This window comes from Arthrobacter sp. YAF34 (assembly GCF_052113245.1).
Classification (GTDB): domain Bacteria; phylum Actinomycetota; class Actinomycetes; order Actinomycetales; family Micrococcaceae; genus Arthrobacter.
In genome coordinates, this window is record NZ_JBFRCV010000004.1 from 152,321 (window position 1) to 176,222 (window position 23,902).

The window sequence follows — 23,902 nt, forward strand, 5'->3', positions numbered from 1 at the left end:
TTTGCCCAACGGTAAGGAGCGCGTCCGCGTGGACGGGCGCGAGCTGGTGCTCACCAACCTGGAAAAAGTCATGTACCCGGAGACGGGCACCACCAAGGCCGACGTGCTGGCCTACTACGCTGCCGTCGCGCCGGTGCTGATCCCCGCAGCCCTCAACCGGCCGGCCACGCGCAAGCGCTGGGTCCACGGCGTCGGGACCGCAGACGCCCCCGGGGAGATGTTCTTCCAGAAGAACCTGGACCATTCAACGCCCGGCTGGGTGCCCCGCGCCTCCATCACGCACAAGAACCGGACCATCCAGTACCCCCTGGTCAACGACCCCGCCACCCTCACCTGGCTGGCCCAGATCGCAGCCCTGGAGATCCACGTGCCGCAGTGGCGGGTGGATTCGCACGGCAACGCGTTCCCGCCCGACCGGCTGGTGCTGGACCTGGATCCCGGCGAGGGTGCGGGACTGGCGGAATGCGTGGAGGTGGCCCGGCTGGCCCGCGCCATCCTGCAGGACGTGGGCCTTGACCCCGTGCCCGTCACGAGCGGCAGCAAGGGCATCCACCTCTACGCGGCCCTGGACGGGTCCCAGAGCTCGGACCAGATTTCCGACTTCGCCCACGAACTGGCCCGGTCGCTCGAAGCGGACCACCCGGATCTTGCCGTCAGCGACATGAAGAAGACCCTGCGCGCCGGCCGGGTGCTCGTGGACTGGAGCCAGAACAATGCCGCCAAGACCACCATCGTGCCGTATTCGCTGCGCGGCCGGCTTAGGCCTACGGTGGCCGCTCCGCGCACGTGGCGGGAACTCGCTTCCCCTTCGCTGCACCACTTGGACTTTGAGGAGGTAATGAAGCGCGTCGCGGCCGGCAAGGACCCGTTCGCCCCGATCTCCGGCGGCCGGCACGATGCCGGAGCCGCAGCAGCACGCGCGGAGCACCGCCGGGCGGACCCCCGGGCCGCGCACCTCCCCGGCGGTCGGCCTGAAACGTCGGCCGAGCAGGCCGCCGACGGCGGCGACGCCGACCCGCGGCTGGAAACGTACCGCAGCAAACGGGACAGGGCAGGCACGCCCGAGCCCTTCACGGCGGACCGGCACCACGCCGGAAGCGACGGCGGGACACGGCGGGAAAGGTTCGTCATCCAGGAGCACCATGCCCGGCGGCTGCACTACGACTTCCGGCTCGAACGCGACGGCGTCCTGGTGTCCTGGGCACTGCCCAAGGGCGTCCCGACCAGCAAAACGAAGAACAACCTCGCGGTCCAGACCGAGGACCACCCGATGGACTACGCCGACTTTGAGGGTGTCATTCCCAAGGATCAGTACGGCGCCGGGACGGTCAGCATCTGGGACCGCGGATACTACGAATGCGAAAAGTGGATCGCCGGCAAGGAGGTCATCGCCACCCTGACCGGCGCGGACGACGGCGGGCTCGGCGGTGCCCGCAGGTTCGCCCTGATCCACACCGGCCAGGCCAACGACCAGTGGCTCATCCACCTGATGGACCCGGCGGGGGCACCCCACGGCACCGGCTCCGCACCGCCCCCCGACCCGGCCCCCGCGCCCGCCCCCGATGCCTCCGGCTTCAGCCCGATGCTGGCCAGCGCCGGGACCGCCGCCGACCTGGCGGACAAGGACTGGCAGCTCGAACTCAAATGGGACGGCGTGCGGGCGCTGATCGTCGGCGACGCTTCGCGGATCCGGCTCATCAGCCGCAACGGCAACGACATGTCCGCGAGCTACCCGGAGCTCACGGACCGGTCCGGCTGGCCGGACCAGAACTTCGTGGCCGACGGCGAGATCATCGCCGTCGGGGGCAACGGCAGGCCCGACTTCGGCCTGCTGCAGGGCCGCATGAAGCTCACCAGGGCCGCCGACGTCGCGAGGGCGCGGGAGTCGACGCCGGTCCGGCTGATGCTGTTCGACCTCCTGTCCGAAGCCGGCGAGGACCTGCGTCGCCTGCCGCTCAGCGAGCGCCGGGTGCGCCTCGAGCGCTTCTTCCGCCCCTCCGGCGGCCCGGTGGACCTCTCGGGCCTGATCGACGGCGACGCCGCGCACAACCTCGACGTCACGCACATCCTGGAAAGCGCCGCGGAGTTGGGGCTCGAAGGGGTCATGGCCAAGCGCACGGACGGCCGCTATGTAGGCCAGCGCAGCCGGTCCTGGCTCAAACTCAAGGTAGAGCGGACCCAAGAGGTGGTGGTCGGCGGCTGGCGGCCCGGGAATGGCGAGCGCCGGGAATCTGTGGGCTCACTGCTGCTGGGGATCCCGGACGGCCCGAAGCTGCGCTACGTGGGGCGGGTGGGCAGCGGCTTCAGCACCCGCGAACTCAAGGAACTCAGGCAACAGTTGGACGCCCTGCCGCGGAAGACGTCCCCGTTCCACGACGTACCGGCGGCTGACGCCGCAGACGCCCACTGGGTGAGCGCGAAACTTGTCGGCGAGGTCACCTTCGGGGAATGGACCGGCAGCGGAAAGCTGAGGCACCCGGTGTGGCGTGGCTGGCGCCTGGACAAGACGCCAGCCGACGTTGTGGTGGAAGCTGCTGCGGGCCCCTAATCGTGGTGGGGCATCTGCGGACGGCTCTGCCGGTGGATTGCCGACGCAGCCACCTGCTGGCCCTGCCGCCCGCGGCCGGCCTCGCGGTCCTTGGGATGACGGTGCTTGCCACTGCCGTCCGGCCATTGCTGTCCCTGCGCCGCCGGGGGAACGTGAGGCTGGGACTCCGGCCCGGGGGCCTCGGCCATGGACTCGGCCAGATGACTCGCGACCTCGGGCTGGATTTCTTCTCCGAACTGATGATCCGCCATTGATCTTCCTTTCCGCTGGAAATAACCGCTGTGAAATGAAGTGTTCATCAATCGTAGGACCGTAGGGATGAGATGTCTGTAGCAGGCTCCGGCGGACTCCCCTTCGACCCCGAAGCCGGCCGAAATCACCCATTTTTGCGGGTCCGCGCGGAATTTTTGTCCGCGGCGCCGCGGACAACATCGATTCCCAGTGTCCGCGCGGCGAAACAGGGCAAAAGAATCCCGCGGATTGCCCCATATAGCCGCCGAAATACTGGATGATACGCCACCGAACTCGGAAACTCCAGAGAAATCCCGTAAAATTGAAGGCCTGCCCGGAGCGGGGCAGCTACAAGTCGTAAGCAAATGACCTCCATAGGAGTGGCCCAAATGCCCATAGACCGAAGCACGACCGACTCTTCAGCAGGCGTTTTGAACGCCAGCGGAACCAACCAAAGCGCGCCCAAGGGTGTGAAGAAACCGAAGCTACGCCGCCGTCGGCTCCGCGAGTCCGACGTCAACGTTGTGGACCAGCCGATGCTGAAGAAGGCGCTCGGCGGCACCATCGTGGGTAACACCATGGAGTGGTACGACGTCGGCGTGTTCGGCTACCTGATCACCACCATGGGACCGGTCTTCCTGCCGGAAGCGGACAAGTCCGTCCAGACCCTGTTCCTCTTGGGTACCTTCGCCGCCACCTTCATCGCCCGCCCCCTCGGCGGCGTGGTGTTCGGCTGGCTCGGCGACAAGATCGGCCGCCAGAAGGTTCTCGCCGCGACCCTCATGATCATGGCGGCCAGCACCTTCGCCGTCGGGCTCCTGCCCGGTTATGCCCAGATCGGAATCTGGGCCGCGGTACTGCTGGTCCTGTTCAAGGTCATCCAGGGTTTCTCCACCGGCGGCGAGTACGCCGGTGCCACCACCTTCGTGAGCGAGTACGCCCCGGACAAGCGCCGCGGATTCTTCGCCAGCTTCCTGGACATGGGCAGCTACCTCGGCTTCGCCCTGGGCGCAGCCCTCGTCTCCGTGCTGCAGCTGACCCTCGGCCAGGACACCATGGAGCAGTGGGGCTGGCGCATCCCGTTCCTCGTTGCCGGACCGCTCGGCCTGATCGCCGTCTACTTCCGGAGCAAGATCGAGGAATCGCCGCAGTTCCAGGCCACCCTGGATGCCCAGGCGAACCTGGCCAAGGACGCAACCGCCTCGGACGCCGCAGCCTCCAAGGGCCCGGTGGGCATCGTGAAGGCCTACTGGCGCTCCATCATCGTCGCGATGATCCTGGTGGCGGCCGCAAACACCGCCGGCTACGCCCTGACCTCGTACATGCCGACCTACCTCACCGAGTCCAAGGGCTACGACGAGCTGCACGGCACACTGCTGACCATCCCCGTGCTGGTCATCATGAGCCTCTGCATCCCGCTGACGGGCAAGCTCTCTGACCGGATCGGCCGCCGGCCGGTGCTCTGGATCGGCGCTATCAGCACCGTGGTCCTGGCCACCCCGGCGTTCCTGCTGATCGGCATCGGCGAAATCTGGTCCACGCTGGCCGGCCTTTCCCTGATTGCCTTCCCGGTGACGTTCTACGTGGCCAACCTGGCCTCTGCCCTGCCGGCCCAGTTCCCGACGGCCAGCCGCTACGGCGCCATGGGCATCGCTTACAACTTCGCGGTTGCCATCTTTGGCGGCACCACCCCGTTCATCGTTGCAGCCCTCATCACGGCCACCGGCAATGACATGATGCCGGCCTACTACCTGATGGCTACCTCGGCGATCGGCGCCGTGGCGATCTACTTCCTCAAGGAATCGGCCCAGATGCCGCTGCCGGGCTCCATGCCCAGCGTGGACACCCAAGCCGAGGCCCGCGAGCTGGTCGAGAACCAGGACGAGAACCCGCTGATCGATCTCGAGCACATGGACATGCCGATGGTCGCACCGGCCGCGGACCCCGCCGCAGGACGCGGCGAAGCCGAGAAGGTCCCGGCCTCGGTCTGAGCCTGCCCGCCCCGGCAGCGCTAGTCCGGACACCGTAGCCACAGCCCCGCCCTTTAAGGCCTGGTCCGCATGCTTCCCCGTTGGGGCAGGCAGCCGGATCAGGCCTTAGGCGTGTCCGCCCCACCGCCACCACCAGAGTCGTCCCGAGAAACCGGAAAGGCAGTCGTGAAGCCCCTGCTGCGCCACGTCCGTTCGCTGCACAGCCTGGCACCACCCAACAAGGACCACGCCTCGGCGTGGCGGGTGGCCATCAGCGTGGCCGTCCCGTCCCTGGCACTGCTGGCGGCCGGGCGTCCCGAGCTGATCGGCTACGCCGTCTTCGGCGCCCTGACGGGCATGTACGGCCGCACCGAGCCCCATCAGCTCCGGCTCCGCCACCAGGGCCAGGCGGCTGTGCTGCTGCTCGCCGGCGTCGGGGTCGGGGTTTTCCTCTCCATCCAGCACATCCACTCGTGGGCGCTGGTGATCACGGAGGCCTTATTCGCCGGCGCGGGGTCGCTGTTCACGGACAGGACGGCCCTGAAACCCGCAGGCCCCTTCTTCGGAATTCTGGCCCTGGGCGCGTGCGCGTCCGTTCCCGCCGCCGTCCCCTGGGCCGCCGCCGTGCTGATCGCCGCGGGATCGGCCGCGTTTTCGATCCTGGTGGGCTTCGGCGGCTGGTTTCTGGGCCGTAACTGGCAGCGCGGCTGGCGGCGGGACGTCACGATGCTGCGCGGGGCGCGCCGCCGGGCGGCGTGGCTTCATGCCGCCCGCTACGTGGCGGCCGTTGGGGTTGCGGGGGCTGTTGGGGTCCTCAGCGGCAGCGGCCACCCGCATTGGGCCATGGCCGCGGCTGCCGTGCCGCTTGCGGGCGCCGATTTGCCCAGCAGCGTCTACCGCGGAATCCACCGCATTGTCGGCACGCTCCTCGGGCTCGTGGTGGTCGCGGCCATCCTGCTCCCCTGGCCAGGATCGCCGTTGCTGGCCTTCCCCGGCCACGAGGCCGCCGTCATGGCCTGCCTGGTGGTCGTCCTGCAGTTCAGCACGGAGCTGTTCATGACCCGGCACTACGGCCTGGCCATGGTCTCCTTCACTCCGGTCATCCTGATGATCGGACAGCTGGCGGCCCCGGCGGACCCCCGCGTCCTGGTGGCCGAACGAGCCGCCGAAACGCTGGTGGGCGCCGCCGTCGGAATCCTCGTGGTGGTGCTGATCCGGCGCAGGCGGCCGGCAGCTCCAGGCCGCCCCGCTCCGGGGCGCGCCGCGGCTACTTAGCGCGCCGCGGCGGCCCGGCGACAAGCCGGGCCGGGAGCACCCGCGAAACCGATGTCAGGACCTTGTAGCGCCTGCTGGGGATCGAGACGGCTTTGCCCTTGGCGTTGTCCGCCAGGGATTCACTGACCACTTGCCGGGCCTCGAGCCACATCCAGCGCGGTGCCACGGCCTTGTCCATCCCCATCCGGTCGTGGAACTCGGTGTGCGTGAAGCCGCGGCACACGGCGGTGACCTTGATCCCGCGGGCCGCGTAAGCCAGATTGGCCCAGCGCGAGAAGCTCAGCAGCCACGCCTTCGCGGCCGAGTATGTTCCGCGGGGCAGGAAGGCCGCCACGCTGGCGACGTTGATGATCCTGCCCGACTGCCGCGCGAGCATGCCCTGCAGGGCGGCGTGGCTGAGTTCCATGGCGGTTTCGACATGAAGTTTCAGGTGCTTCTTCTCTGCGGCGATGTCGTTGTCCTCGAAGGACCGCAGCAGGCCGATTCCCGCGTTGTTGACCAGGATTTCCACCGGCCGGGCCGGATCGGTCAGGCGCGCGACGACGGCGGCAACCCCGGCGTCGTCGGTCAGGTCCGCGGCGATCGTCTCGGTCGCGGCCCCGTACCGGTTCTCCAGCTCCGCCGCCGCGGCCGCGAGGCGGCCCGCGTCTCGGGCCACGAGCACCACGCGGTGGCCCTGTTCGGCAAGCTGGCGGGCGAACTCGGCGCCAAGGCCCGCAGTTCCGCCCGTGACGAGAGCGGTGCTGCCCGGCGCCGGTGAGGAGGCTGTGTGTGGGTTCATAGCCACAGCCTAACCGTGCCGGCTTAGGCCAAGGCCGTGTCCGGCTCCAATTCTTCCTCCGCCGGGCCGTCCCCGTCCGTCAGGTGGCGGGTCTGGATCTCTTCGGTCGCGAGCTCGTACCAGGTGTGCGCCCCAAACGAAGGGCTGCTGGTATCGAGGTGGCGGTAGAGGGCGTCCGCGAGCTGGCACAGCGCAGTGTCGGACAAGGCCCGCACCGTAGCCGCGGGATCCAGAGTCCCCTCGAAGTACTCCGAAAGCGCCAGCGCGTCAATGGCGCCAAGGTCGTTGACGCTCCCGGCCTCCGCGGCTAGCGGCGCGTTGGACTCCCCTAGCCCGGAGTCGAGCAGTCCGGGGGCTCCGCCGCTGCCGCCCGCGGCGACGGCCAGCGGGGCCGGGCGGTCATCGGAGTCGAGCCCGGCGAGCACCTCGGCGTCGGCGCCGACGTGCGTGAGGCAGATAGGCAGCTCAGCCGGCTCGTCCAGCGTGAGGACGAACGGCACAGCCGCTCCGGGCTCCCCGGCGTCGGGGCCAGGCAAAAGTGCGGCATCCGCGAGCCGGCGGAGGTCCAGCAGAACTTCCGGGTCCAGGTGCGAGGCGCCGTGGAGGTCGAGGACGACGTCGGCCCCCGCTCCGAGGCGGCCGGCGCGGCGCACAATATGCATCAGGGCAGCGGAATCGGACGGGGTGATGCAGCCGGTAATTTCAAGGGTGACCTGTACGGGATCGACGTCCACACGGACAAGCACACGCAGTTTATGGTTCATGGGTACTCCAAAGGGACCTGTCCAAGAGCCAACTGCATAACTCTGCTCAAACCTTACGAGGTTGTTGTCCGGCTCACAAGCCGGAGCTTATCTCCCCGGCTGCTGCTGCCCGCCCTTTCGCAGGAGTCAGGCGCCCTCCGGCAGCCGCTCCGGCCAGTCCACATATTGGTGGTACGACTCGTGCCTGCGCAGGTAGCGGTACATGAAGGGGCAATGCGGGATGATCCGCTTGCCGGATGCCACCACGTCATCGAGCGCGAAGTGCGCCAGCACCTTGGCGAGCCCCTGGCCCTGGAACTGCTCTGCCGTGTCCGTGTGGATAAAGTCGATATGGCCCGGCCTGTCGATGAAACGCACCTGGACGGCGAGCTTGCCGCCGGCATGGAGTTCATAGCGGTGCAACTCGTCGTTCCTCGTCGTGGAGACGTCCGGGCTGAAGGTGTCTTCCGTCGCTGCCGAGTTCTCCGTCATGGTTCGACATTGGCACTTAATGGCGGGCGTGGCAATGGCGGTTCCGATCCGCCGGGCCGGTCAGCCGATGCCGTGAGCCGGGCAGGAATCCGCCCCAAAAGCACCACCGCGAGCGCGAAACATGCGGCGCCGCCGCCCAGCAGACCGAGCGTGAGCCCATTGAGCGCCGCCTGGACGGCGGGGACAAAGACGGCGACGGCGGCCAGCAGCACGGCGGCCGCCGGCCGGCTCCGCGCGGGGCCCGGCGCCGTCGGCGGATCTTCGAGTCTGCCAAACAGCGCCAGCACCGGCAGTAACAGCGCGATGACACCCAAGAGCACCAGGGGCCGCGCCCACCACCATGCCGCGCTCCCGCCGGCCGGCTGCGGAACGTCGGTCAGCAGCAGCAGCCCGGACATCGCCGCCAGCAGGGGAAGGTGCCACAAATAGACGGTCATGGACCGCCGTCCGGCCACCCCCACCACCTTGCGCACCCAGGCCAGGGACGCGATGCGGACCAGCGCCGGCCGGAAGAGCTTCAGGGCAGCGGCCTGCGAGATGCCCAGGAGCAGCAGCGTCACATTGGGCGGGTTGAGGTTCACCAGCATGTTCCCGGAGTACAGCCCCAGCAGGACCAGCAGCCCCAGCACCGCGTTGCTGGCGACGATAATGCCAAACAGCGCCGGCCGGCTCGGGTGCAGCGGCCGGCTGTCAGCGACGATGAATCCGAGCTGCTGCACGGCGCACCACAGAAACACCATGTTGAGGTAGGCCAGCGCCGGCAGCACGCCGCGCAGGCAATCGACCGTCACCACCAGGGAGGTGAGCCCGGCGAGGGTCAGCCACGGGGCACGGCCGTGCAGGGCCGCCAGCCACGGAAGATTCAGCTGCGCGGCGAGGTACGCGGCGAGGAACCAGAGCGGCATGCCCGCTCCGCTGGTGAGCAGCTGGATGACCTGCGGATCCACCCCCGAGAGGAGGGCCAGGGACAGGCCGGTGAACATGACGGCCAGCAGGACCGCCGCCGGACGGATCAGGCGCAGCAGCCGGACCTGCATGAAATCACTGGCGTTGCCGCCCCTGGCCCGCAGCCGCCGCCAGGACTGCAGGCCCGTGATTCCGCCGGCCACGAAGAAGAGCGGCATGATCTGCAGGACCCACACGACAGGCTCAAACCAGTGTTGATTGCCGAGGGTGTTTTCGGTGGTCACGGTGCCGTCCCGGTGCAGGACGGGGCTGACCATCATGGTGTGCCCGACCACCACCAGGACCAGGCAGAAGAACCGGGCCAGATCGATCACCGGGTCGCGGTCCGGCATCACGGCCGGCCTGCCGGCTGCGCGCTGCTGTGAAACCATAGCGCCCCCTAGGAAGCCCGGCTCTGTTGCCTCCATTGTCGGCCTTGGAGACGCCTCACGGCGAGGGGTAATTCGGCCCGTCCGCTCGGAGCCGCGCCGGGCCGCACGGAGCCGCGCCGGGCCGCCGGCGCCGTCAGCGGGACAGCGTGGCCAACGCTGTGGCCGCGAATGTCCTGGCGGTGGAATCCCAGTGGCCGAGAAGGGCCTGGAGGTTCTCGCCGTCGGCCCGGTGTGCGGCGGTCTGGTCCTCAAGGACCGCGAGGACTCCGGTGCGCAGCTCGGTGTTGAAGTTGACCTTCCCCACGTTCATGGCCGCGGCCTTGACCAGTTCCTCCGCCGGAATCCCCGAGGCGCCATGCAGGACCAGGGGGATCCGGGTCCGCACGGCGATGTCCTGCAGCACGTCCCAGCGCAGCCGGGGCTCCCCCTTGTACTTTCCATGGACATTGCCGACGGCCACGGCCAGCAGCTGCGCCCCGGTGCGGGCCACGAAGTCCTCCACCTGGGCGGAGTCCGTGAGGCCGGCGGGCCCGTCCGCAGCCGTGCTGCCTGCGTCGTCCGCGCCGTCGGTCCCGAAAGCCCGGTCCTCGTCGCCGGCGAGTCCGCCCAGTTCGGCCTCAATCACGACGTCGGCCCTTCCTTGCGCCGTCAAGGCGGCGCGGACGCTCCGGACCAAGGCGATGTTGTCCTCGTACGGCAGCGATGACCCGTCGACCAGTACTGAGTCGGCCCCGGCGCCGACGGCGCGGGCGATGAGCTGCGGGTCGGTGGCATGATCGATCTGCACCGCAATCGGCACGCCGGCGGCGTCGGCGAGGCCGCGGAGCGCGGCGATCAGCCGCAGCCCGTTGGGCGTGGCCGCCGTCTTCGGCGCGACGAGCAGGATGGCGCCGCGGCCGGATTCCTCGGCCGCACCCACAACGGCGAGTGCGGTGGTGAAGTCGTAGCACGTGAACGCCGGCACGGCCGAGCCGTGTTGCAGGGCGCCGCTGACCAGGGTGTCGAGTCGGGCACGCATCAGGCGGTGCGCTTGGTGGGCGCGAGGACCTTGATGACGGCGGAGTCATCGGCGGCCGCGAGGCCCTGGGCCTGGCCGAGGAGGTAAAGCTGCTCGGCGGCGGTGGCCACCGGGGCGGCGAGGCCGGCTGCGCGGGTGGCCTTGCCGACGATCCCCATGTCCTTGACGAAGATGTCCAGGCGGCTGAGGACCTCGGCACCGTCTTCGGTGTAGGCCTCCAGGATGCGCGGGCCGCGGTTGGAGAGCATGAAGGAGCCGGCCGCGCCGGCCTCAAGCGCGGCGAGGGTCTTGGCCTGGTCCAGGCCGAGGGCGTCCGCCAGGGCCATTGCCTCGGCGGCCGCGGCGATGTGGATGCCGCAGAGCAGCTGGTTGACGGTCTTGAGGGCCTGGCCGTCGCCGGGGTTGTCGCCCACGACGGTCAGGGTGGAGGCCAGCAGCTCGAGGGCCGGGCGGGCCTTTTCCCGGGCCTCGGGCGATGCGCCCACCACAATCAGGAGGTCGCCGTCGCCGGCACGCTTGGGGCCGCCGGACAGCGGGGCGTCAACTAACTCGACGCCGTAGCCGGCCAGGCGCTCCACCGTGGCCGGGATGGCCTCGGTGCCCACGGTGCTGCCCAGAATCACGACGGCGCCCGGCTTGAGTACGGAGGCCACGCCGTTCTCGCCGAAGAGGACATCGGCCAGCTGTTCACCGTTGCGCACTGCCAGCAGCAGGGCGTCGGCGCCCTCCGAGGCTTCCCGTGCGGAGGCGAACGTGCGGATGCCGGCTTCTTCTGCCAGCTTCAGGCGCGGCTCGGCGATGTCGAAGCCGTGGACGGTGAGCTGGCTCGCCAGGCGCGTGGCCATGGGCAGGCCCATGGCGCCGAGGCCCAGGACGGTAATGGTGTAGTTGCAGGTCATGGTGTTCTCCATCGAATGACGTGGTGTGCCGTGCGGTGTTGGACGGTTTTGGGCGGGCCCTCGCCTGGGACAGGCGGGACGATTCAGAAGGCGCTGCTGAGCTTGCGGGTGACCTGGGCCAGGGACTGGTCATCGCCGACATTGCCGGCGAAGACGATGTACGGGATGCCCTTGGCGGGCCCGTCCACCGGCTCCCACAGGCTGACGATGCCCGGCAGCATGGGGCCACGGACAATCGCGTGCCGGATTTCCAGGCCGTGGGCGGCGACGTCCGAGGACGTGATGCCGCCCTTGGCGATCACGAAGCGGGGCGGGAAGGTCTTGAGCGTGCGGTTCACTACCGCGACGACGGCGGCGGACACGGTGCGGGCGATCCGCAGGCTTTCGGCGGCGTCGGCGGTCTTGATCAGCAGCCGGCTGGTGTGAACGATCACGTCGCCGCGACGGAGGGCCGCAACCACCGTGTCAACGGTCTCGTCGAGGTACTCCCCCGCGTTGTCGGCAAGGAGTTTTTCGACGTCGATCTCCACGATCCGTGCCGCGCGGTGCTGTTCGGTGAGGGCCTTGAGTTGGCGGGTGGTGACGCCGACATGCGAGCCGACGACGATCAGGCCACCGGCAGCCGAGGGGGTGTTGCCCGCATACGCTTCGTCGCTGCTGAGCTCGGTGCGGATGTCCTGGCCGATCCGCGCCCGGACAAACGGCGGTCCCACGCGGTAGAGCAGTTTCTTGCCGCGGCGTTCTGCCTCCTCCAGGCCCAGGGCCAGGGCGCGGAGATCGTTTTCGGTCACGATGTCCGCCACGATCGGTGTGGACCCGGTGGCTGGGTCGATGGCGTCGGCAATGGCCTTGGCGGAGATCAGCGGATCGGTGGAGGCCCGGATGAGGTTCAGGTCCAGCACGATCACCGAATCCGCGGGGAACCGGCCCTGCGACTTCTCCTCCACGTATTTGGCCATCTCCGAATTGGTGAAGCCGAAGCTGGCGTCGCGGGCGAATTCTGTCTCGGCGACGGGGGTGAGCTGGCTGGCATCCGCACCCGTGCCGCGCATGTAGTGCACGCCGCCGACTGTCACGCGGCCGGCGTCGGGGAAGGCGGGAACAATCACGACGCCGTCCGTCACCTCGCCGGTGACGGCCGTGACGGTGGCCGCAATGACGTCCGGCTCGAGCGGGTAGTGGCCCCGGAGGGTGGAATCGCTGCGGCTGACGAAGCTGAGCCGCAGCGTCCGGTCTGCCGAGGCGGCCATGAGGGCGTTCCGGACGATTTCCTCGTTGCGGGACGCCGCCTCCGCGGGGTCAAGGCTGCGGGTGTTGGTCAGCACGTAGACCGCGCGCTGGCGCTGGCCGTCGGCTTCGTAGGCAAAGGCCCAGGCGAAGTCGGCCACCTCCCACCGGGTGAGAACCGGAAGGTTCGCCACGGACTGCGTGCCGGTGGGGTCGTCGTCGAGCACTACCAGGATCCGGCGGGACACCTCGGACGAGGCGGCCACGCTATCTGCCACTAACCGGGCGGGGATCTGTACTTCCGCGGGGAAAGCGGCCAGCACGTCTGCTTCGAGGGGCACTATGCACTCCATTGTGTGGGATCGATCTGTGGAAAGCCGCGGTTCGCAGGGAGCCGCACCAAGGGCATAAATGTAAGATGTCAGACATCTTATTTATGGGTGTTAGTGTGGCATATGGCACAACGGTACGCAAGTAGACTTGGCCCTCAGGAAGACGCCATCAGAAAAGATCAGGCCAAGCATCCGGCACGGCATTATCAGGCAGGGCATCAGGAAAAGCGGAGCCGCTGGACGGGGAGAATTGGCTAGGAAATCGCTGGTCGGCGTAGTGGCCGACGAACTGCTGGACCGGATTATTGCCGGGGAATTTCCGCCCGGCGCGAGCGTCCCCGGCGAACTCGAACTCAGCTCCCGGCACGAGGTCAGCCGAATGACCGTGCGCGAGGCGATGAAGACTCTTGAAGCCCAGCGGATTCTCAGCGTGGAACGGGGCCGCGGCACCTTCGTCAACCCGGTGAACCGCTGGGGCTCGCTGGACGCCGTGCTGCGGGCCGCGTCGGAAGGCACGAACGACGCCTCGGCGGCGATTCAACTCATTGAGCTGCGCCGGATGCTGGAGACGGGCGCCTGCGAACTGGCTGCCGGGCGGATGTCCGACTCCGACCTCGGGCTTCTGGGCAGGGAGGTCGAGAAGATGAGGCGGGCGCACGAGGCGGACGATCTCGGCGCATTCGTGGAGGCTGACCTCGCCTTCCACGACCTCATCCTGCAGGCCTCGGAAAACGTCTTTGTCGCGGTGCTCTTCGAGCCGCTGCACCGCGTCCTGGAAAAGCGGCGGACGGAAACGTCCCAGGTGCCGGACATCCAGGAGCACGCCATCGGACACCACCAGAACATTCTGAATGCCCTGGCATCACGCGATCCGCACCGTGCCCGCGACGCCATGGACGCGCACATGCAACAGACACTTGATGATTTGAAGACCTACGTCCTGGCCGACGGCCCCGCCTGACGCGCCGGGCCGTCCGCGGCTCAGGCGAGCGAGAGGAAGAGCTTCTCGAGTTCGGCCCGGTCCAGGCTGGGGTCCTCCTGCTGCATGCACTGCTGCAGGCCCGTGGCGATGATGGAGAAACCCGCTTTGTCCAAGGCGCTGGAGACGGCGGCCAGCTGGGTCACGACGCTCTTGCAGTCACGGCCCTCCTCGATCATCCGGGTCACCGCCGCGAGCTGCCCCTGGGCACGGCGAAGCCGGTTGATGACAGGCTTCATGTCGGTGGGATCGAGTTCCATTGGCTCCTCCGGGATCGATGCGCTTGACTTACCATCATACCCCCCTGAGTATTTGGCCCGCCGTAGTGGACCCGGTCCGGCAGCGGGGCCCGTTAGGGCCCGCCGTCGAACCTGTTGGGGGCGCCTCTCCGGCACCCCGCTAGGGGCATAAGTACCTAGCGCGGCATGAATTATCAGCGTAATGCTGGTGATGTGAACGCCGCCAGGTTCCTTGAGCCGGGCGCCGGCCATACCGGCGCCAACATTCCCGCCGCGGGTCCGTGGCATCCGGGGGATCAGAGTACCGCGCGGGGGCGCCCGGACGATTGGCGCCCACAGCCGTGGAGCCGGTACGTCGCCATCGGGGATTCGTTCACGGCAGGCGTCGGCGACCCAGAGCCGCTGAGTCCGGGCGGCATGCGGGGGTGGGCGGACCGCATTGCGGAGGAACTCGGCGAAGGCCGCGGCGAGTTCGGCTACGCGAACCTGGCCATCAGCGGCATGGTCCTGCGCGACATCCTCGACCAGCAGCTCGGGCCGGCCCTGAACCTTATGCCGGACCTCGTCACCCTCTCGGCCGGCGGGAACGATCTCGTGTTTCATCGCGGCGACCCGGACCGGATGGCCGCCGCCCTCGACGACGCCGTCGTGACGCTCTCGGCCACCGGGGCCACGGTGATCCTGTTCACCGGACCGGACTGGGGCGAGACCGCCGTGTTCGGGCACATCCGGGGGAAAGTCGCCGTTTTCAACGAAAATATCCGCGTCATTGCCGCCCGGCACAATGCCGTGATCGCCGATTTGTGGGCGCTGCGGCAGCTGAGCGACCCGCGGATGTGGGACCCGGACCGGCTGCACTTCTCGCCGCTGGGGCACCACACCATAGCTGCCATGGTCCTGGACACGCTCAGCGTGCCGCACAGGCTGCAGCCCCTGGAGCCCAAGCCCATGCCGCCGGGCAATTGGCGCGAAACACGGGCCAGCGACCTGGCCTGGGTCGCGCACTACATGCTGCCCTGGATGGTGGGGCGGATCCGGCCCCGCGCCGACGTCGTGCCGCGGCAGGCCAAGCGCCCGCTGCCGGGGCCGCCCCCGGGTTCGGCGGCCCCGGGCGCAGGCCCCTAGTCCGGCCGGGGCCGGTGAGCTAGTCTGCAGGAACGGCCCGCAGCCGGGCATCGATGGCGATCACGAGGAGCGAAGTTGTCTAATCACACCTACAGCATTTCTGAAATTGTCGGAACCTCGGACGAGGGCGTCGATGCGGCCGTCCGGAACGGTATCGCCGAGGCCGCCAAGACCCTGCGGAACCTTGACTGGTTCGAAGTGAAAGAAATCCGCGGCCACCTGGAAAACGGGCAGATCGCCGACTGGCAGGTCACCATCAAGCTCGGGTTCCGCCTGGAACGCTGACGCCAGCCTTCGGGGCGGCGGCACGCGCCGGCCCGGACAACACAACCCGGGACAACACAACCGGCAACACGCCAGGACAGCAACGTCAGGACAGAGGAGGTCAGGACGGAGAGGAGCGCGTCATGCGCTATACGCATTTGGGCCGCTCCGGCCTGACAGTCTCACGCCTGTGCCTGGGGACCATGAACTTCGGCCAGCAGACCGAGGAGACTCAGGCCTTCGAAATCCTCGACACCGCCCAGGCCGCCGGCATCAATTTCATCGACACCGCCAATGTGTACGGCGGTTCGAGCCACCGCGGCTGGACGGAGGAAATCCTCGGCCGCTGGTTTGCCCAGGGTGGCGAGCGCCGCGAGCGCACGGTGCTCGCCACGAAACTGTTTGGCACCATGACGGACCGGCCGAATGAGTCCAAGCTTTCCGCGCTGCATATCCGCCGGGCGCTCGATGCCAGCTTGAAACGCCTGCAGACGGACTATGTCGACCTCTACCAGTTCCATCACGTGGACCGGAACACGCCCTGGGAAGAAATCTGGCAGGCCATCGAGGTCGCCGTCGGGCAAGGCAAAATCCTCTATACCGGCAGCAGCAACTTCGCCGGCTGGCACATAGCCCGCGCCCAGGAAACGGCAAACCGCCGCCACTACAACGGGCTGATCAGCGAGCAATCCATCTACAACCTGCTGACCCGGGATCTGGAACGGGAAGTGATCCCCGCTGCCCAGCAGTATGGCCTGGGGATCCTGCCGTGGTCACCGCTGCACGGCGGCGTGCTGGGCGGCGTGCTGAAGCAGGAGCACGACGGCGTCCGCCGCACCACCGGCCGCGCCCTCGAGGCGCTCAAGGCGCACCAGAAGCAGATCCGCAGATATGAGGACTTCGCCGAGGAACTGGGGCACGAACCTGCCGACGTGGCGCTGGCGTGGCTGCTCCATCAGCCGGCCGTGTCCGCCGCGATCATCGGCCCGCGGACCCTTAAGCAGCTCCAAGGCGCCATCAGGGCCCACAAACTGAAACTCGACGCGGCCGCCCTCAAGCGTCTCGACGAGATTTTCCCCGGCCACCGCGCGGCCCCCGAAGACTACGCGTGGTAGGCGACCGCCGGCGTCGGGCATCCAAATGACCCGTTGCCGCCCGATTACTACAGTTGCCCCGTGGATAATTCAGCAGCGAACGATTGGCCAACCACCACTTGAACACTGCCCGCACACGGCGTGAACTCCCGCAGACCGGCCCGCCACACGCGGCTGTTTTGACACCCGGCCGGCGACACCCCGAGAGAGTCGGGTGGCCCTTTGATACTAAGCATGATTAGTATTAGGGCAGAAGGATGTAGCGCACCCGGCGATCCGGGTGCCTCCTCAATGAAGAAGAAGGAACGACAAAATGGGTTTTTTCGCATTTCTGATTCTGGGCCTCATCGCCGGCGCAATCGCTAAGGCAATCCTCCCGGGCCGTCAGGGCGGTGGCATCATCATCACTCTGATTCTGGGCGTCGTCGGCGCTCTGCTGGGCGGATTCATCGGCAGTGCACTGTTCGGTGTGGGCATCAACGAGTTCTTCTCGCTGTCGACCTGGCTCCTGGCCATCGGCGGTGCGATCATCGTCCTGCTCGTTTACGGCATGATCAGCAAGCGCTCAGCCCGCTAAAGCGGAATCTGACCGAAAGCCGGTCCCGGGATTTCCCGGGGCCGGTTTTTTCGCATATTTTTTCCCGGCCGCAGCGGCATCAGCGCACATTTCAGCCACGCGGCCACTTTCAGGAACGTCCACTCGTCACGTAAGTCTTTTCACGTAAGACTTTTCACGTACAACTCACGGAACAGGAGCACAGCATGAAAGGCAAACTTCTTTTCGGCGCAGGGCTGGCCGCGGGCTACGTCCTGGGCTCACGGTCCGGCCGCGCGGCCTACGAAAATTTCAGGTCCCGGACCGCCGATCTCTGGCGCAGCAAGCCGGTGCAGGACAAGCTCTCGGCGGCCGCCGATGCGGTGAAGGACAAGGCCCCCGAGGTCTCCGAGCAGCTGGGTGAAGCCGCCCGCCGGGCGGGAACAATCATGAGCTCCGCAGTTCACCGCGATAGCGGCATTGAGCACCGCGATAGCGGGTCGGCGCACCGCGATAGCGGCCCGGAGCCCAAGGCCGCGAATACCCCCGGCGGCGCCCCGAAGACGACGGTGGCCCCCGACGTCCGCTCCGACCCGGCGCTCACCGACCAGGACGGGCAGGACTGGTCGGACGAAGGCGGCGCCACCCCCGCCGGTCCCGCCACCAACGTCGAGGCGGACAAGCTGCCCTAGCCGCCGGGAGCGGCGCCGGGACTGTTGCCTGCCACCTTCATTCGGTGGACGCCCGGCGCACTCCGGCCACCACCGTAGCTCCCAGCTCCTCCGAACGCAGCACGCGGGCCGCCAGGCCATGCCGGCGTAAGATCCGGGCCGTCCCGGCGGCCTGCCGGCGGCTCGTCTCGATCAGCACGTGCCCGCCGGGGGCCAGCCAGTGCAGCGCCCCGGCGGCGACCCGGCGCTGCACTTCCAGCCCGTCCACACCGCCGTCGAGGCAGGCCCGCGGTTCATGCAGCCGCGCCTCCTGCGGCATGGTTTCGATGTCCGCTGACGGAACGTACGGGGCATTGACGGCCAGCACCCGCACCCGGCCGCGGAGTCCCGGCGGGAGCGGAGCGTAGAGGTCACCTTCGTGCACCTGTCCGCCCAGCGGCAGGACGTTGGTCCGCGCACACGCCACGGCGGCCGGGTCTATGTCCGCGCAATGCAGTTCGGCTGGGCCGGCGAGCGCGGCAAGCGCAGCCCCAACAGCACCGGACCCGCAGCACAGATCGACCACGACCGGCGACGGAAGGGCGGCAACAGGCGATTCCCGGCGCCACCCATCCAGGAGGGCTGCGGCCTGCCGGACGAGAAACTCTGTCCGGCGCCGCGGCACGAAGACGCCCGTGTCCACGGCGATCCGGAGCCCGCAGAATTCCGCCCAGCCCAGAACGTGTTCAAGCGGTAGGCCGGCGGCCCTGCGGCTGGTCATCGATTCAAGGGCCTCCGGCGTCTGGGCGGCGGAGATCAGCAGGCGGGCCTCGTCCTCGGCAAACACGCAGCCGGCTGCGCGGAGCCGGGCCGTGAGCGCCTCGTGCGGGGAATCGTGACGGATTGATGGCATAGGAGCGCCTTTCGGTCTGGGGTCAGACGCCCTCAGCGGGAGCTGGCGGCGTCAGTCAGGCCGGCAGCGCTGGGAGGGCACCTTGTCTGGACTTGCGTGAACGGGACCCACCTCCTTCTGCTGCGTGTGCTCGGAGTCCCCATGCTACCCAACGCGGACCGGTGCGCGGGGCTCAATCCTGCGGTAATTGTGCGGCCGGATTGCGGCGGCGGTTGACCGCTTCTCGGAGCGCCCGGCTGGCAGGATGGCACCATGGATTCCTTCTCTGCACACGAGCTCATCTGGACCGGCAGTTATACGGCGGACTCCGGCGGCAGCGGCATCGGGATCGGCGCGGTCGCCCCGGCGGCGGACGGTACCCTGCGCTGGCTGGGTGTCGCGGCCGAGGCCGATTCTCCATCCTTCGTGGCGGTCCATCCCTCGCTGGCCGCCGTCTATGCCGTTGCCGAGCAGGCACGGACGGTCAGGGCGTACCGTCGGGCCGGTGCGTTTGGCTTGGAGCCCGCCGGCCCGGCATGGCCGGCCGGCGACGCCGCCTGCCATGTCGCGGTCGATCCTTCCGGCCGCTTCCTGGTGGTGTGCTGCTGGGGCGATGGCCAGGTGCTGTTCTACGAACTCGACGCCGAGGGCCAGATCACGAGCCGGACCGCCGCCGCGGCGTCCCGCGATCCCTACGGCGACGCCCCCGGCGCTCAGGCTTCCGGCGGCGGGACTCCGGACCGCGAGGACCCAGACCGCGACCGCGCCAAGCGGCCCAGCCGGGCCCATGCCGCGCTCATGCTTTCGGACGAACGCGTGATGACCACAGACCTCGGGCACGACCTCCTGCGGATCTGGAACGTCCGGTCCGGGCCGGTGCCAGGGCTGGACCTGGACCACGAGGTGGTCATGCCCCGGGGCAGCGGACCGCGGCATCTGGTCCAGCACCCGGGCGGCAATGTCTTTGTGGTGACCGAGTATTCCGTTGAGGTGGCGGTGGCCATGGAATCGCCGGGCTCCGCGGACTTCCGGCTCGGCCACGTCGGGCCGGCCACCGCCGGCGGAGCTTTGCCGGGCGATGCGGCGGCCGAGATCGCGCTGGCGGGAGACGGCAGGCACGCCTACATCGGCGTCCGCGGCTCGAATCGGATCGGCGTGTTGCAGGTGGTGGACGGCGGTACGGCCCTGCGAGCGGTGGCCGATGTCCCCAGCGGAGGCAACTGGCCCCGGCACCACCTGGTCGGCAACGGATGGCTGCACGTGGCCCACGAACGATCCGGCGACGTCGTGACGTTCCCGTTGGACCCTGAGTCCGGGCTGCCCGGCGCCCCCGCGGGCAGGCTGGACGTGGCGTCCCCTACCGCGCTGGTGCCCGCGCGGGCCGGGCTCACGCGGCGGGGCTGAGCGTCTGGCGCCCGGGCGCCCGGGGTGCGCCCTTCCCGCTGCCGGCAAAGAGCCCGGCGGCGAAATCCCGCAGCGGCAGCGCGGGACGCTGGATCATCGCGGCGGCCCCGGCCGAGGCCTCTGCCGCAGAGGGCCGGTCAGCGGCCTCCATGGCAGTCATGGCCGTCAGCAGCGACACCCAGTGCGGGCCCAGCTCCTGCGGAATGACCGGCCCGCGCAAGGTGCGTGCCACGAGCGACTCCACGTGTGTCCCCGGAAAAGCCTTGGTTCCGGTCAGGCACTCCAGGAGAACCAGGCCCAAGGCGTAGACGTCCGTCGCCGGATCGGCCGGTCCCCCGTTGGCCTGCTGCGGGCTCATGTAGTGCACGGTACCCGAGGACATTCCCGGCTCGAGGGCCGTCCCCACGGGGACCGCGACGCCGAAATCCGCGATCCGCACCGGGGATCTGCGCAGCGCGCTAAGCAGGATGTTGGCGGGTTTGATGTCCTGGTGAACAAGTCCTCGCGCATGCACGTGGCCCAGCCCGGACAGTGCCGCCGCGGCCCAGCCGGCGACGTCCTGGGGATCGCCCGGGCCCGCGTGGATCCGCTCGGCCAGATTGCCGCCAAAGGCAAATTCCTCCACGAGGAAGGGGCGGCCCGCCCACGGGTGTCCGTCTGGAACCCGCCCCTTCCCTACGAAGGAGACCACCGCCGGGTGATTCAGGGCGGACAGTATGCCGGCTTCATCATGGATCCTGCGCGAATGCCTGCCGTCTGGCCCCTCGGCCACCTTGACGGCCACGGGCCGCTTCTCCGCGAGGTCAGTGCCGTGGAAGACCGTGGCGGTGGCACCTCGGCCCAGGAGTTCGTGGATCAGGAAGGACCCCTGTTCGCCCGTGGGGCGTTCTGCCTCGAGAACAGTGCCCGCGAACACCGGCCGTTCAGCCGCCGGAGCGGTCACCGGCTTTGCCAGTAGGCCGCAACAGGACCTGCGGCACGCTGATCGACCCCGTCCAGCTGGAACCCGCAGCGGCACCGCCACAGGGCAGGGAGGGTCAAGGACTGGTCGGCGGGTCCGAACGAGTAGGAGGACATTGCGGCCGGCTCCGGGGAGCGCCACTCCATGGCCGTTCCGCAGTGCCGCGGGACCTGGCTGTCGGGCATTTGCCATGCGGGGAGGGGACTGCCGCCGGAGCCCCCGGGAAGGGTTGCGGATTCAGTCACGACGCCTACTCTCGTTTTGATAGCGGGAAACAAGTAGTAAGCATACATATAACTAGTCCGGCTAACTAGTTAACCTAGCCAGTTTGTGAGGTGAGCGGGCCGGGGCTAGTGCCGCTCCTCGCTAATGGCCGCGCTCATCCGGCGCAGGAAGGTGATGACCACCCGGGCCTCTTCAACGCTCATGGACTCGGCCACGGCCATCATCTGCCGGTGCATGTGGCCCAGGGTGGCGCGGACCTCGGCATCGGTGGCGGCCGTCGGCACGATCACGAGCGAACGCCGGTCTGTCGGGTGCGGCTCCCGCCGGACATGCCCGCTGGCCACCAGCCGGTCGATCAGCGAGGTGGTGGAAGCGGTGGTGATTCCCAGGACGCGGCTGAGATCCTTCGGGCCCACCCGCTCACCGGTTGACTTGGCCCGCAGCAGGTAGCGCAAAGCCAGCAGGTCGGTCTCGCCCATTCCCATCGAGTCGCGGGTGGACCGCCTGGTCGCCACTTCCGAGGTCCTGTAGTCCCGGAGGGCCTGCAGGATGGCCGCCGGAGGGTCCAGCCGGTCATCGGGGCTATACCAGTACCCGGAGTCCGGGGCGCCATGGGATTCCATCCGCCAAGCCTAGCGGAACTGGTAACTAGCCTGTCGAACTATCCCAGCAGCCAAGGCGCAAGTGCCCCGCGGGCCGCCCCGGCCCCGGCCGGGACACAAAAAACCCCCGGCGTCCTGTTGCCAGGATGCCGGGGGTTTCCACTCTTACGAGAAGAGTGGGCCCTGTGGGGATCGAACCCACGACCCACGGATTAAAAGTCCGATGCTCTACCAACTGAGCTAAAGGCCCCGACTAAAAGCATCCGAACCGGCGGATAAATCCGTGGCAGCGGCGCATTTCAGCCCAGTCCATTTCTGGACGTTAATACTGTACCCCAGACCCGGGCCGGGTTTTTCACACTGCCCGGACCGGCGTCGGCCGCCACCGGCAGCAGCGCCGGCCGATCCTCGATTCCCCCGCGGCACTGGAGTAGCGTGGTGGCATGAGCGAGCAAGCAGGATCAAGCGTCCCCGGACCGCGGCATCACAAGCCGAAACCCTTCGCGCCGATCGACTTTGAGCCGTTCGCCGGCGGGGCCGATCCCGCCCGCGTCTCGGAAGCGGCCCACCTGGCCGCCCAGGCGCTTGTGCGCCGCGGGCGCGACAGCGACGACCCCAAAGTCACCAGGCGTCTAGTAAAGCTCGCCGACGAGCAGGGTTTGGAAGCGATCGCCGAAATGTGGGCGGAAAGCCCCGCCCGGTCCCTTCCCGGCGCCCTGTGGCGGCTGTACGCGCTGCGGGCCGCCACCATCCAGGATCCCGAGCGGATTTCCGTCTATTTCAAGGCGGGCAAGGACACGGCTCAGGTTTCGCATGTGGTGGCCGGCGCCGCTGAGCCTCCGGGTGCAGACGAGATGAAATCCATGGCGGACGCCATCCTCTCCGGGGCGTTCGACGGCGACTTCGACGTCGCGCTCGAACGATCCGCCGCGTTCTGCCGGGTGGTGGCCCTGGGCCAGGCCACCCTTGCCGACGGCGCCGAGCACACCAACGAGAACCATGCCAGCAAGCTCACCCGCAACTCCCACCTTCTGGTGAAGACTGCCGAGGACCTTGAACATGCCGCCAATGCGTGGCGTCTGGGCGAACTGGACTAAGCCCGCGCCGTGCGTGCCCAAGGGCCGCGCCGGGTCCTCCGGCCACGCACGGCGGGGGCGGACTGTCAATGTTGACTTGAATGAACGTACGTAGAAAACTAAAAGCGGTGCCGAACCGCGAAACCCCCGGGCTTCAACATTTAGCCGCCTAGAGCGGCCTACCGCCGAGAGGCGTATCCGGTTCGGCACCATTTTCTTGCCCTTTTGCCCCGCCGCCCTGCCCGAACAGTCACGTGCCGCGCGCGTACGCTCCCGGCCGGGTGCGGACGGTAAAGTGATGCGCATGCGCTGGTTATCGTCAAGTCACACGGCCGGCCGACTCCACCCGCGAAACTCTCCCCGGAAGACCGGTGACACCACGTGAAGCTGCGCCTGTTCCCGCAGGAATCCGCCGGGCTGACCCTCCTCGCCCAAATGGCGCGCCAAATTGTGCTGGCAACCGGAACGCTCTCGGAGATTCTCGGCGCGCCAGCCAGTGAGCATGCCCGGCTCGTGGAGGACATGCACAACCACGAGGCCAAATCGGCGGAGCTGCACTTTGCGCTCCTGACCCACATGCGGACCAGCTTCGTGAACCCGCTGCCCCGCGAGGACATGTATGCGCTGTCCCGGTACCTCAACGAGGCCATCGAGAAGCTCGATGCCGCCGCCGAGCTCGTGTCCCTCTACCAGCTGGAGCGGCTCCCCAAACGCGCCGCGGACCAACTCGAAATCATCAGCCGGCAGGCCGAACTGACGGTCGAGGCCATGCGGCAGCTGAACAATTTGGACGATCTTGAGGACTACTGGATCGAAATCCTGCGCCTGGCCAAACGTGCCGAACGCACCCACCGGGTCTGGGTCGCTGACATGCTGCGAGAAATGAAGTCAGCACAGTACGCGCGCAACCGCGACATCGCGAACCAGCTCGTGGAAGTCACCAAGGACATGCGCCGGATCGCCACCCAGGTAGGCAGCATCATCGTCAAGGAATCCTAGCGTG

25 protein-coding genes and 1 tRNA gene are annotated in these 23,902 nt (G+C 68.4%); 12 read left to right on the forward strand and 14 right to left on the reverse strand.

Features of this window, described 5'->3' with window-relative positions; all coding sequences use genetic code 11:
• Position 1: 1 nt before the first annotated feature.
• Positions 2-2,548 carry an ATP-dependent DNA ligase gene (locus AB4Y72_RS06685; RefSeq protein WP_441425364.1) on the forward strand — a complete coding sequence of 849 codons (2,547 nt, stop codon included), beginning with the start codon at positions 2-4 and terminating at the stop codon, positions 2,546-2,548.
• On the opposite strand, the gene AB4Y72_RS06690 is transcribed toward AB4Y72_RS06685, so the two are convergent.
• Positions 2,545-2,799: a hypothetical protein gene (locus AB4Y72_RS06690; protein WP_441425365.1), complete on the reverse strand. Its 255-nt coding sequence runs from the start codon at positions 2,797-2,799 to the stop codon at positions 2,545-2,547. The genes AB4Y72_RS06685 and AB4Y72_RS06690 overlap by 4 nt on opposite strands.
• A 369-nt stretch (positions 2,800-3,168) precedes the next feature.
• On the opposite strand from AB4Y72_RS06690, the gene AB4Y72_RS06695 reads away from it, so the two are divergent.
• Positions 3,169-4,770 (forward strand): MFS transporter, encoded by a 1,602-nt coding sequence (locus tag AB4Y72_RS06695; protein WP_441425366.1) that lies wholly within the window; start codon positions 3,169-3,171, stop codon positions 4,768-4,770.
• 165 nt (positions 4,771-4,935) lie between these two features.
• A complete protein-coding gene (locus AB4Y72_RS06700; protein ID WP_441425367.1) occupies positions 4,936-6,024 on the forward strand; it encodes an FUSC family protein in 1,089 nt (362 codons plus the stop codon).
• Here AB4Y72_RS06700 and AB4Y72_RS06705 read toward each other — a convergent pair.
• The 7 genes from AB4Y72_RS06705 to AB4Y72_RS06735 all read right to left on the reverse strand — a co-directional run bounded on the left by AB4Y72_RS06705 (position 6,017) and on the right by AB4Y72_RS06735 (position 12,862).
• Positions 6,017-6,805 carry an SDR family NAD(P)-dependent oxidoreductase gene (locus AB4Y72_RS06705; RefSeq protein WP_441425368.1) on the reverse strand — a complete coding sequence of 263 codons (789 nt, stop codon included), beginning with the start codon at positions 6,803-6,805 and terminating at the stop codon, positions 6,017-6,019. The genes AB4Y72_RS06700 and AB4Y72_RS06705 overlap by 8 nt on opposite strands.
• 23 nt (positions 6,806-6,828) lie before the next feature.
• Positions 6,829-7,569, reverse strand: a complete 741-nt coding sequence (locus AB4Y72_RS06710) for a hypothetical protein (RefSeq protein ID WP_441425369.1) — start codon at positions 7,567-7,569, stop codon at positions 6,829-6,831.
• Positions 7,570-7,695: 126 nt separating this feature from the next.
• Positions 7,696-8,040, reverse strand: a complete 345-nt coding sequence (locus AB4Y72_RS06715) for a GNAT family N-acetyltransferase (protein ID WP_441425370.1) — start codon at positions 8,038-8,040, stop codon at positions 7,696-7,698.
• Entirely contained in the window at positions 8,037-9,377 is a 1,341-nt protein-coding gene (locus AB4Y72_RS06720) for an acyltransferase family protein (RefSeq protein ID WP_441425371.1), read from the reverse strand. The genes AB4Y72_RS06715 and AB4Y72_RS06720 overlap by 4 nt, the downstream gene beginning before the upstream one ends.
• Positions 9,378-9,510: 133 nt before the next feature.
• A complete protein-coding gene (locus AB4Y72_RS06725; RefSeq protein WP_441425372.1) occupies positions 9,511-10,395 on the reverse strand; it encodes a class II fructose-bisphosphate aldolase in 885 nt (294 codons plus the stop codon).
• Complete coding sequence (locus AB4Y72_RS06730) at positions 10,395-11,294, reverse strand: NAD(P)-dependent oxidoreductase (protein ID WP_441425373.1); 900 nt, start codon at positions 11,292-11,294, stop codon at positions 10,395-10,397. The genes AB4Y72_RS06725 and AB4Y72_RS06730 overlap by 1 nt, the downstream gene beginning before the upstream one ends.
• Positions 11,295-11,377: 83 nt before the next feature.
• The gene (locus tag AB4Y72_RS06735) at positions 11,378-12,862 is read right to left on the reverse strand and encodes a four-carbon acid sugar kinase family protein (protein ID WP_441425374.1); all 1,485 of its coding nucleotides are present in this window, start codon (positions 12,860-12,862) and stop codon (positions 11,378-11,380) included.
• Between the two features lie 241 nt (positions 12,863-13,103).
• On the opposite strand from AB4Y72_RS06735, the gene AB4Y72_RS06740 reads away from it, so the two are divergent.
• Entirely contained in the window at positions 13,104-13,814 is a 711-nt protein-coding gene (locus AB4Y72_RS06740; protein ID WP_441425375.1) for a FadR/GntR family transcriptional regulator, read from the forward strand.
• A gap of 20 nt (positions 13,815-13,834) precedes the next feature.
• Here the strand turns inward: AB4Y72_RS06740 and AB4Y72_RS06745 are convergent, their stop codons facing one another.
• Positions 13,835-14,092, reverse strand: coding sequence for a metal-sensitive transcriptional regulator (locus tag AB4Y72_RS06745; RefSeq protein ID WP_018774886.1), 258 nt, complete (start codon positions 14,090-14,092; stop codon positions 13,835-13,837).
• A 192-nt stretch (positions 14,093-14,284) separates the two neighbouring features.
• Between AB4Y72_RS06745 and AB4Y72_RS06750 the strand changes: the two genes are divergently transcribed.
• From AB4Y72_RS06750 to AB4Y72_RS06770, 5 genes are all read left to right on the forward strand, one after another.
• Positions 14,285-15,196 (forward strand): SGNH/GDSL hydrolase family protein, encoded by a 912-nt coding sequence (locus tag AB4Y72_RS06750; RefSeq protein WP_441425376.1) that lies wholly within the window; start codon positions 14,285-14,287, stop codon positions 15,194-15,196.
• Between the two features lie 75 nt (positions 15,197-15,271).
• Complete coding sequence (locus AB4Y72_RS06755; RefSeq protein WP_441425377.1) at positions 15,272-15,481, forward strand: dodecin; 210 nt, start codon at positions 15,272-15,274, stop codon at positions 15,479-15,481.
• Positions 15,482-15,603: 122 nt separating this feature from the next.
• Positions 15,604-16,575 carry an aldo/keto reductase gene (locus AB4Y72_RS06760; RefSeq protein WP_441425378.1) on the forward strand — a complete coding sequence of 324 codons (972 nt, stop codon included), beginning with the start codon at positions 15,604-15,606 and terminating at the stop codon, positions 16,573-16,575.
• A 292-nt stretch (positions 16,576-16,867) separates the two neighbouring features.
• Positions 16,868-17,131: a GlsB/YeaQ/YmgE family stress response membrane protein gene (locus AB4Y72_RS06765; protein WP_441425379.1), complete on the forward strand. Its 264-nt coding sequence runs from the start codon at positions 16,868-16,870 to the stop codon at positions 17,129-17,131.
• A gap of 185 nt (positions 17,132-17,316) precedes the next feature.
• On the forward strand, positions 17,317-17,781 hold the full coding sequence (locus AB4Y72_RS06770; protein ID WP_441425380.1) for a hypothetical protein: 465 nt from the start codon (positions 17,317-17,319) through the stop codon (positions 17,779-17,781).
• 37 nt (positions 17,782-17,818) lie between these two features.
• On the opposite strand, the gene AB4Y72_RS06775 is transcribed toward AB4Y72_RS06770, so the two are convergent.
• Complete coding sequence (locus AB4Y72_RS06775; RefSeq protein WP_441425381.1) at positions 17,819-18,652, reverse strand: putative protein N(5)-glutamine methyltransferase; 834 nt, start codon at positions 18,650-18,652, stop codon at positions 17,819-17,821.
• A 252-nt stretch (positions 18,653-18,904) separates the two neighbouring features.
• Here AB4Y72_RS06775 and AB4Y72_RS06780 point away from each other — a divergent pair, with 252 nt between their 5' ends.
• Positions 18,905-20,035 carry a lactonase family protein gene (locus AB4Y72_RS06780; protein ID WP_441425382.1) on the forward strand — a complete coding sequence of 377 codons (1,131 nt, stop codon included), beginning with the start codon at positions 18,905-18,907 and terminating at the stop codon, positions 20,033-20,035.
• Here AB4Y72_RS06780 and AB4Y72_RS06785 read toward each other — a convergent pair.
• The 4 genes from AB4Y72_RS06785 to AB4Y72_RS06800 all read right to left on the reverse strand — a co-directional run bounded on the left by AB4Y72_RS06785 (position 20,019) and on the right by AB4Y72_RS06800 (position 22,073).
• On the reverse strand, positions 20,019-20,978 hold the full coding sequence (locus AB4Y72_RS06785) for a serine/threonine-protein kinase (RefSeq protein ID WP_441425383.1): 960 nt from the start codon (positions 20,976-20,978) through the stop codon (positions 20,019-20,021). The two genes, AB4Y72_RS06780 and AB4Y72_RS06785, sit on opposite strands and share 17 nt — an antisense overlap.
• Complete coding sequence (locus AB4Y72_RS06790; RefSeq protein WP_441425384.1) at positions 20,975-21,241, reverse strand: hypothetical protein; 267 nt, start codon at positions 21,239-21,241, stop codon at positions 20,975-20,977. The genes AB4Y72_RS06785 and AB4Y72_RS06790 overlap by 4 nt, the downstream gene beginning before the upstream one ends.
• 105 nt (positions 21,242-21,346) lie before the next feature.
• Complete coding sequence (locus AB4Y72_RS06795; protein WP_441425385.1) at positions 21,347-21,844, reverse strand: MarR family winged helix-turn-helix transcriptional regulator; 498 nt, start codon at positions 21,842-21,844, stop codon at positions 21,347-21,349.
• Between the two features lie 156 nt (positions 21,845-22,000).
• Positions 22,001-22,073, reverse strand: a tRNA-Lys gene (locus AB4Y72_RS06800).
• 193 nt (positions 22,074-22,266) lie between these two features.
• Here AB4Y72_RS06800 and AB4Y72_RS06805 point away from each other — a divergent pair.
• Together AB4Y72_RS06805 and AB4Y72_RS06810 are read left to right on the forward strand one after the other, a co-directional pair.
• The gene (locus tag AB4Y72_RS06805) at positions 22,267-22,920 is read left to right on the forward strand and encodes a hypothetical protein (protein ID WP_441425386.1); all 654 of its coding nucleotides are present in this window, start codon (positions 22,267-22,269) and stop codon (positions 22,918-22,920) included.
• 360 nt (positions 22,921-23,280) lie between these two features.
• A complete protein-coding gene (locus AB4Y72_RS06810; RefSeq protein WP_441425387.1) occupies positions 23,281-23,898 on the forward strand; it encodes a DUF47 domain-containing protein in 618 nt (205 codons plus the stop codon).
• The last annotated feature ends 4 nt before the right edge of the window (positions 23,899-23,902 follow it).

What these genes read in the sequence shown, in the direction of transcription:
- AB4Y72_RS06730 (WP_441425373.1), bottom strand. Translation starts at nt 11,294, where the DNA reads ATGACCTGCAACTACACCATTACCGTCCTGGGCCTCGGCGCCATGGGC.
- AB4Y72_RS06780 (WP_441425382.1), top strand. Translation starts at nt 18,905, where the DNA reads ATGGATTCCTTCTCTGCACACGAGCTCATCTGGACCGGCAGTTATACG.
- AB4Y72_RS06715 (WP_441425370.1), bottom strand. Translation starts at nt 8,040, where the DNA reads ATGACGGAGAACTCGGCAGCGACGGAAGACACCTTCAGCCCGGACGTC.
- AB4Y72_RS06710 (WP_441425369.1), bottom strand. Translation starts at nt 7,569, where the DNA reads ATGAACCATAAACTGCGTGTGCTTGTCCGTGTGGACGTCGATCCCGTA.
- AB4Y72_RS06695 (WP_441425366.1), top strand. Translation starts at nt 3,169, where the DNA reads ATGCCCATAGACCGAAGCACGACCGACTCTTCAGCAGGCGTTTTGAAC.
- AB4Y72_RS06765 (WP_441425379.1), top strand. Translation starts at nt 16,868, where the DNA reads ATGGGTTTTTTCGCATTTCTGATTCTGGGCCTCATCGCCGGCGCAATC.
- AB4Y72_RS06725 (WP_441425372.1), bottom strand. Translation starts at nt 10,395, where the DNA reads ATGCGTGCCCGACTCGACACCCTGGTCAGCGGCGCCCTGCAACACGGC.
- AB4Y72_RS06690 (WP_441425365.1), bottom strand. Translation starts at nt 2,799, where the DNA reads ATGGCGGATCATCAGTTCGGAGAAGAAATCCAGCCCGAGGTCGCGAGT.
- AB4Y72_RS06760 (WP_441425378.1), top strand. Translation starts at nt 15,604, where the DNA reads ATGCGCTATACGCATTTGGGCCGCTCCGGCCTGACAGTCTCACGCCTG.
- AB4Y72_RS06705 (WP_441425368.1), bottom strand. Translation starts at nt 6,805, where the DNA reads ATGAACCCACACACAGCCTCCTCACCGGCGCCGGGCAGCACCGCTCTC.
- AB4Y72_RS06720 (WP_441425371.1), bottom strand. Translation starts at nt 9,377, where the DNA reads ATGGTTTCACAGCAGCGCGCAGCCGGCAGGCCGGCCGTGATGCCGGAC.
- AB4Y72_RS06795 (WP_441425385.1), bottom strand. Translation starts at nt 21,844, where the DNA reads ATGGAATCCCATGGCGCCCCGGACTCCGGGTACTGGTATAGCCCCGAT.
- AB4Y72_RS06745 (WP_018774886.1), bottom strand. Translation starts at nt 14,092, where the DNA reads ATGGAACTCGATCCCACCGACATGAAGCCTGTCATCAACCGGCTTCGC.
- AB4Y72_RS06805 (WP_441425386.1), top strand. Translation starts at nt 22,267, where the DNA reads ATGAGCGAGCAAGCAGGATCAAGCGTCCCCGGACCGCGGCATCACAAG.
- AB4Y72_RS06775 (WP_441425381.1), bottom strand. Translation starts at nt 18,652, where the DNA reads ATGCCATCAATCCGTCACGATTCCCCGCACGAGGCGCTCACGGCCCGG.
- AB4Y72_RS06770 (WP_441425380.1), top strand. Translation starts at nt 17,317, where the DNA reads ATGAAAGGCAAACTTCTTTTCGGCGCAGGGCTGGCCGCGGGCTACGTC.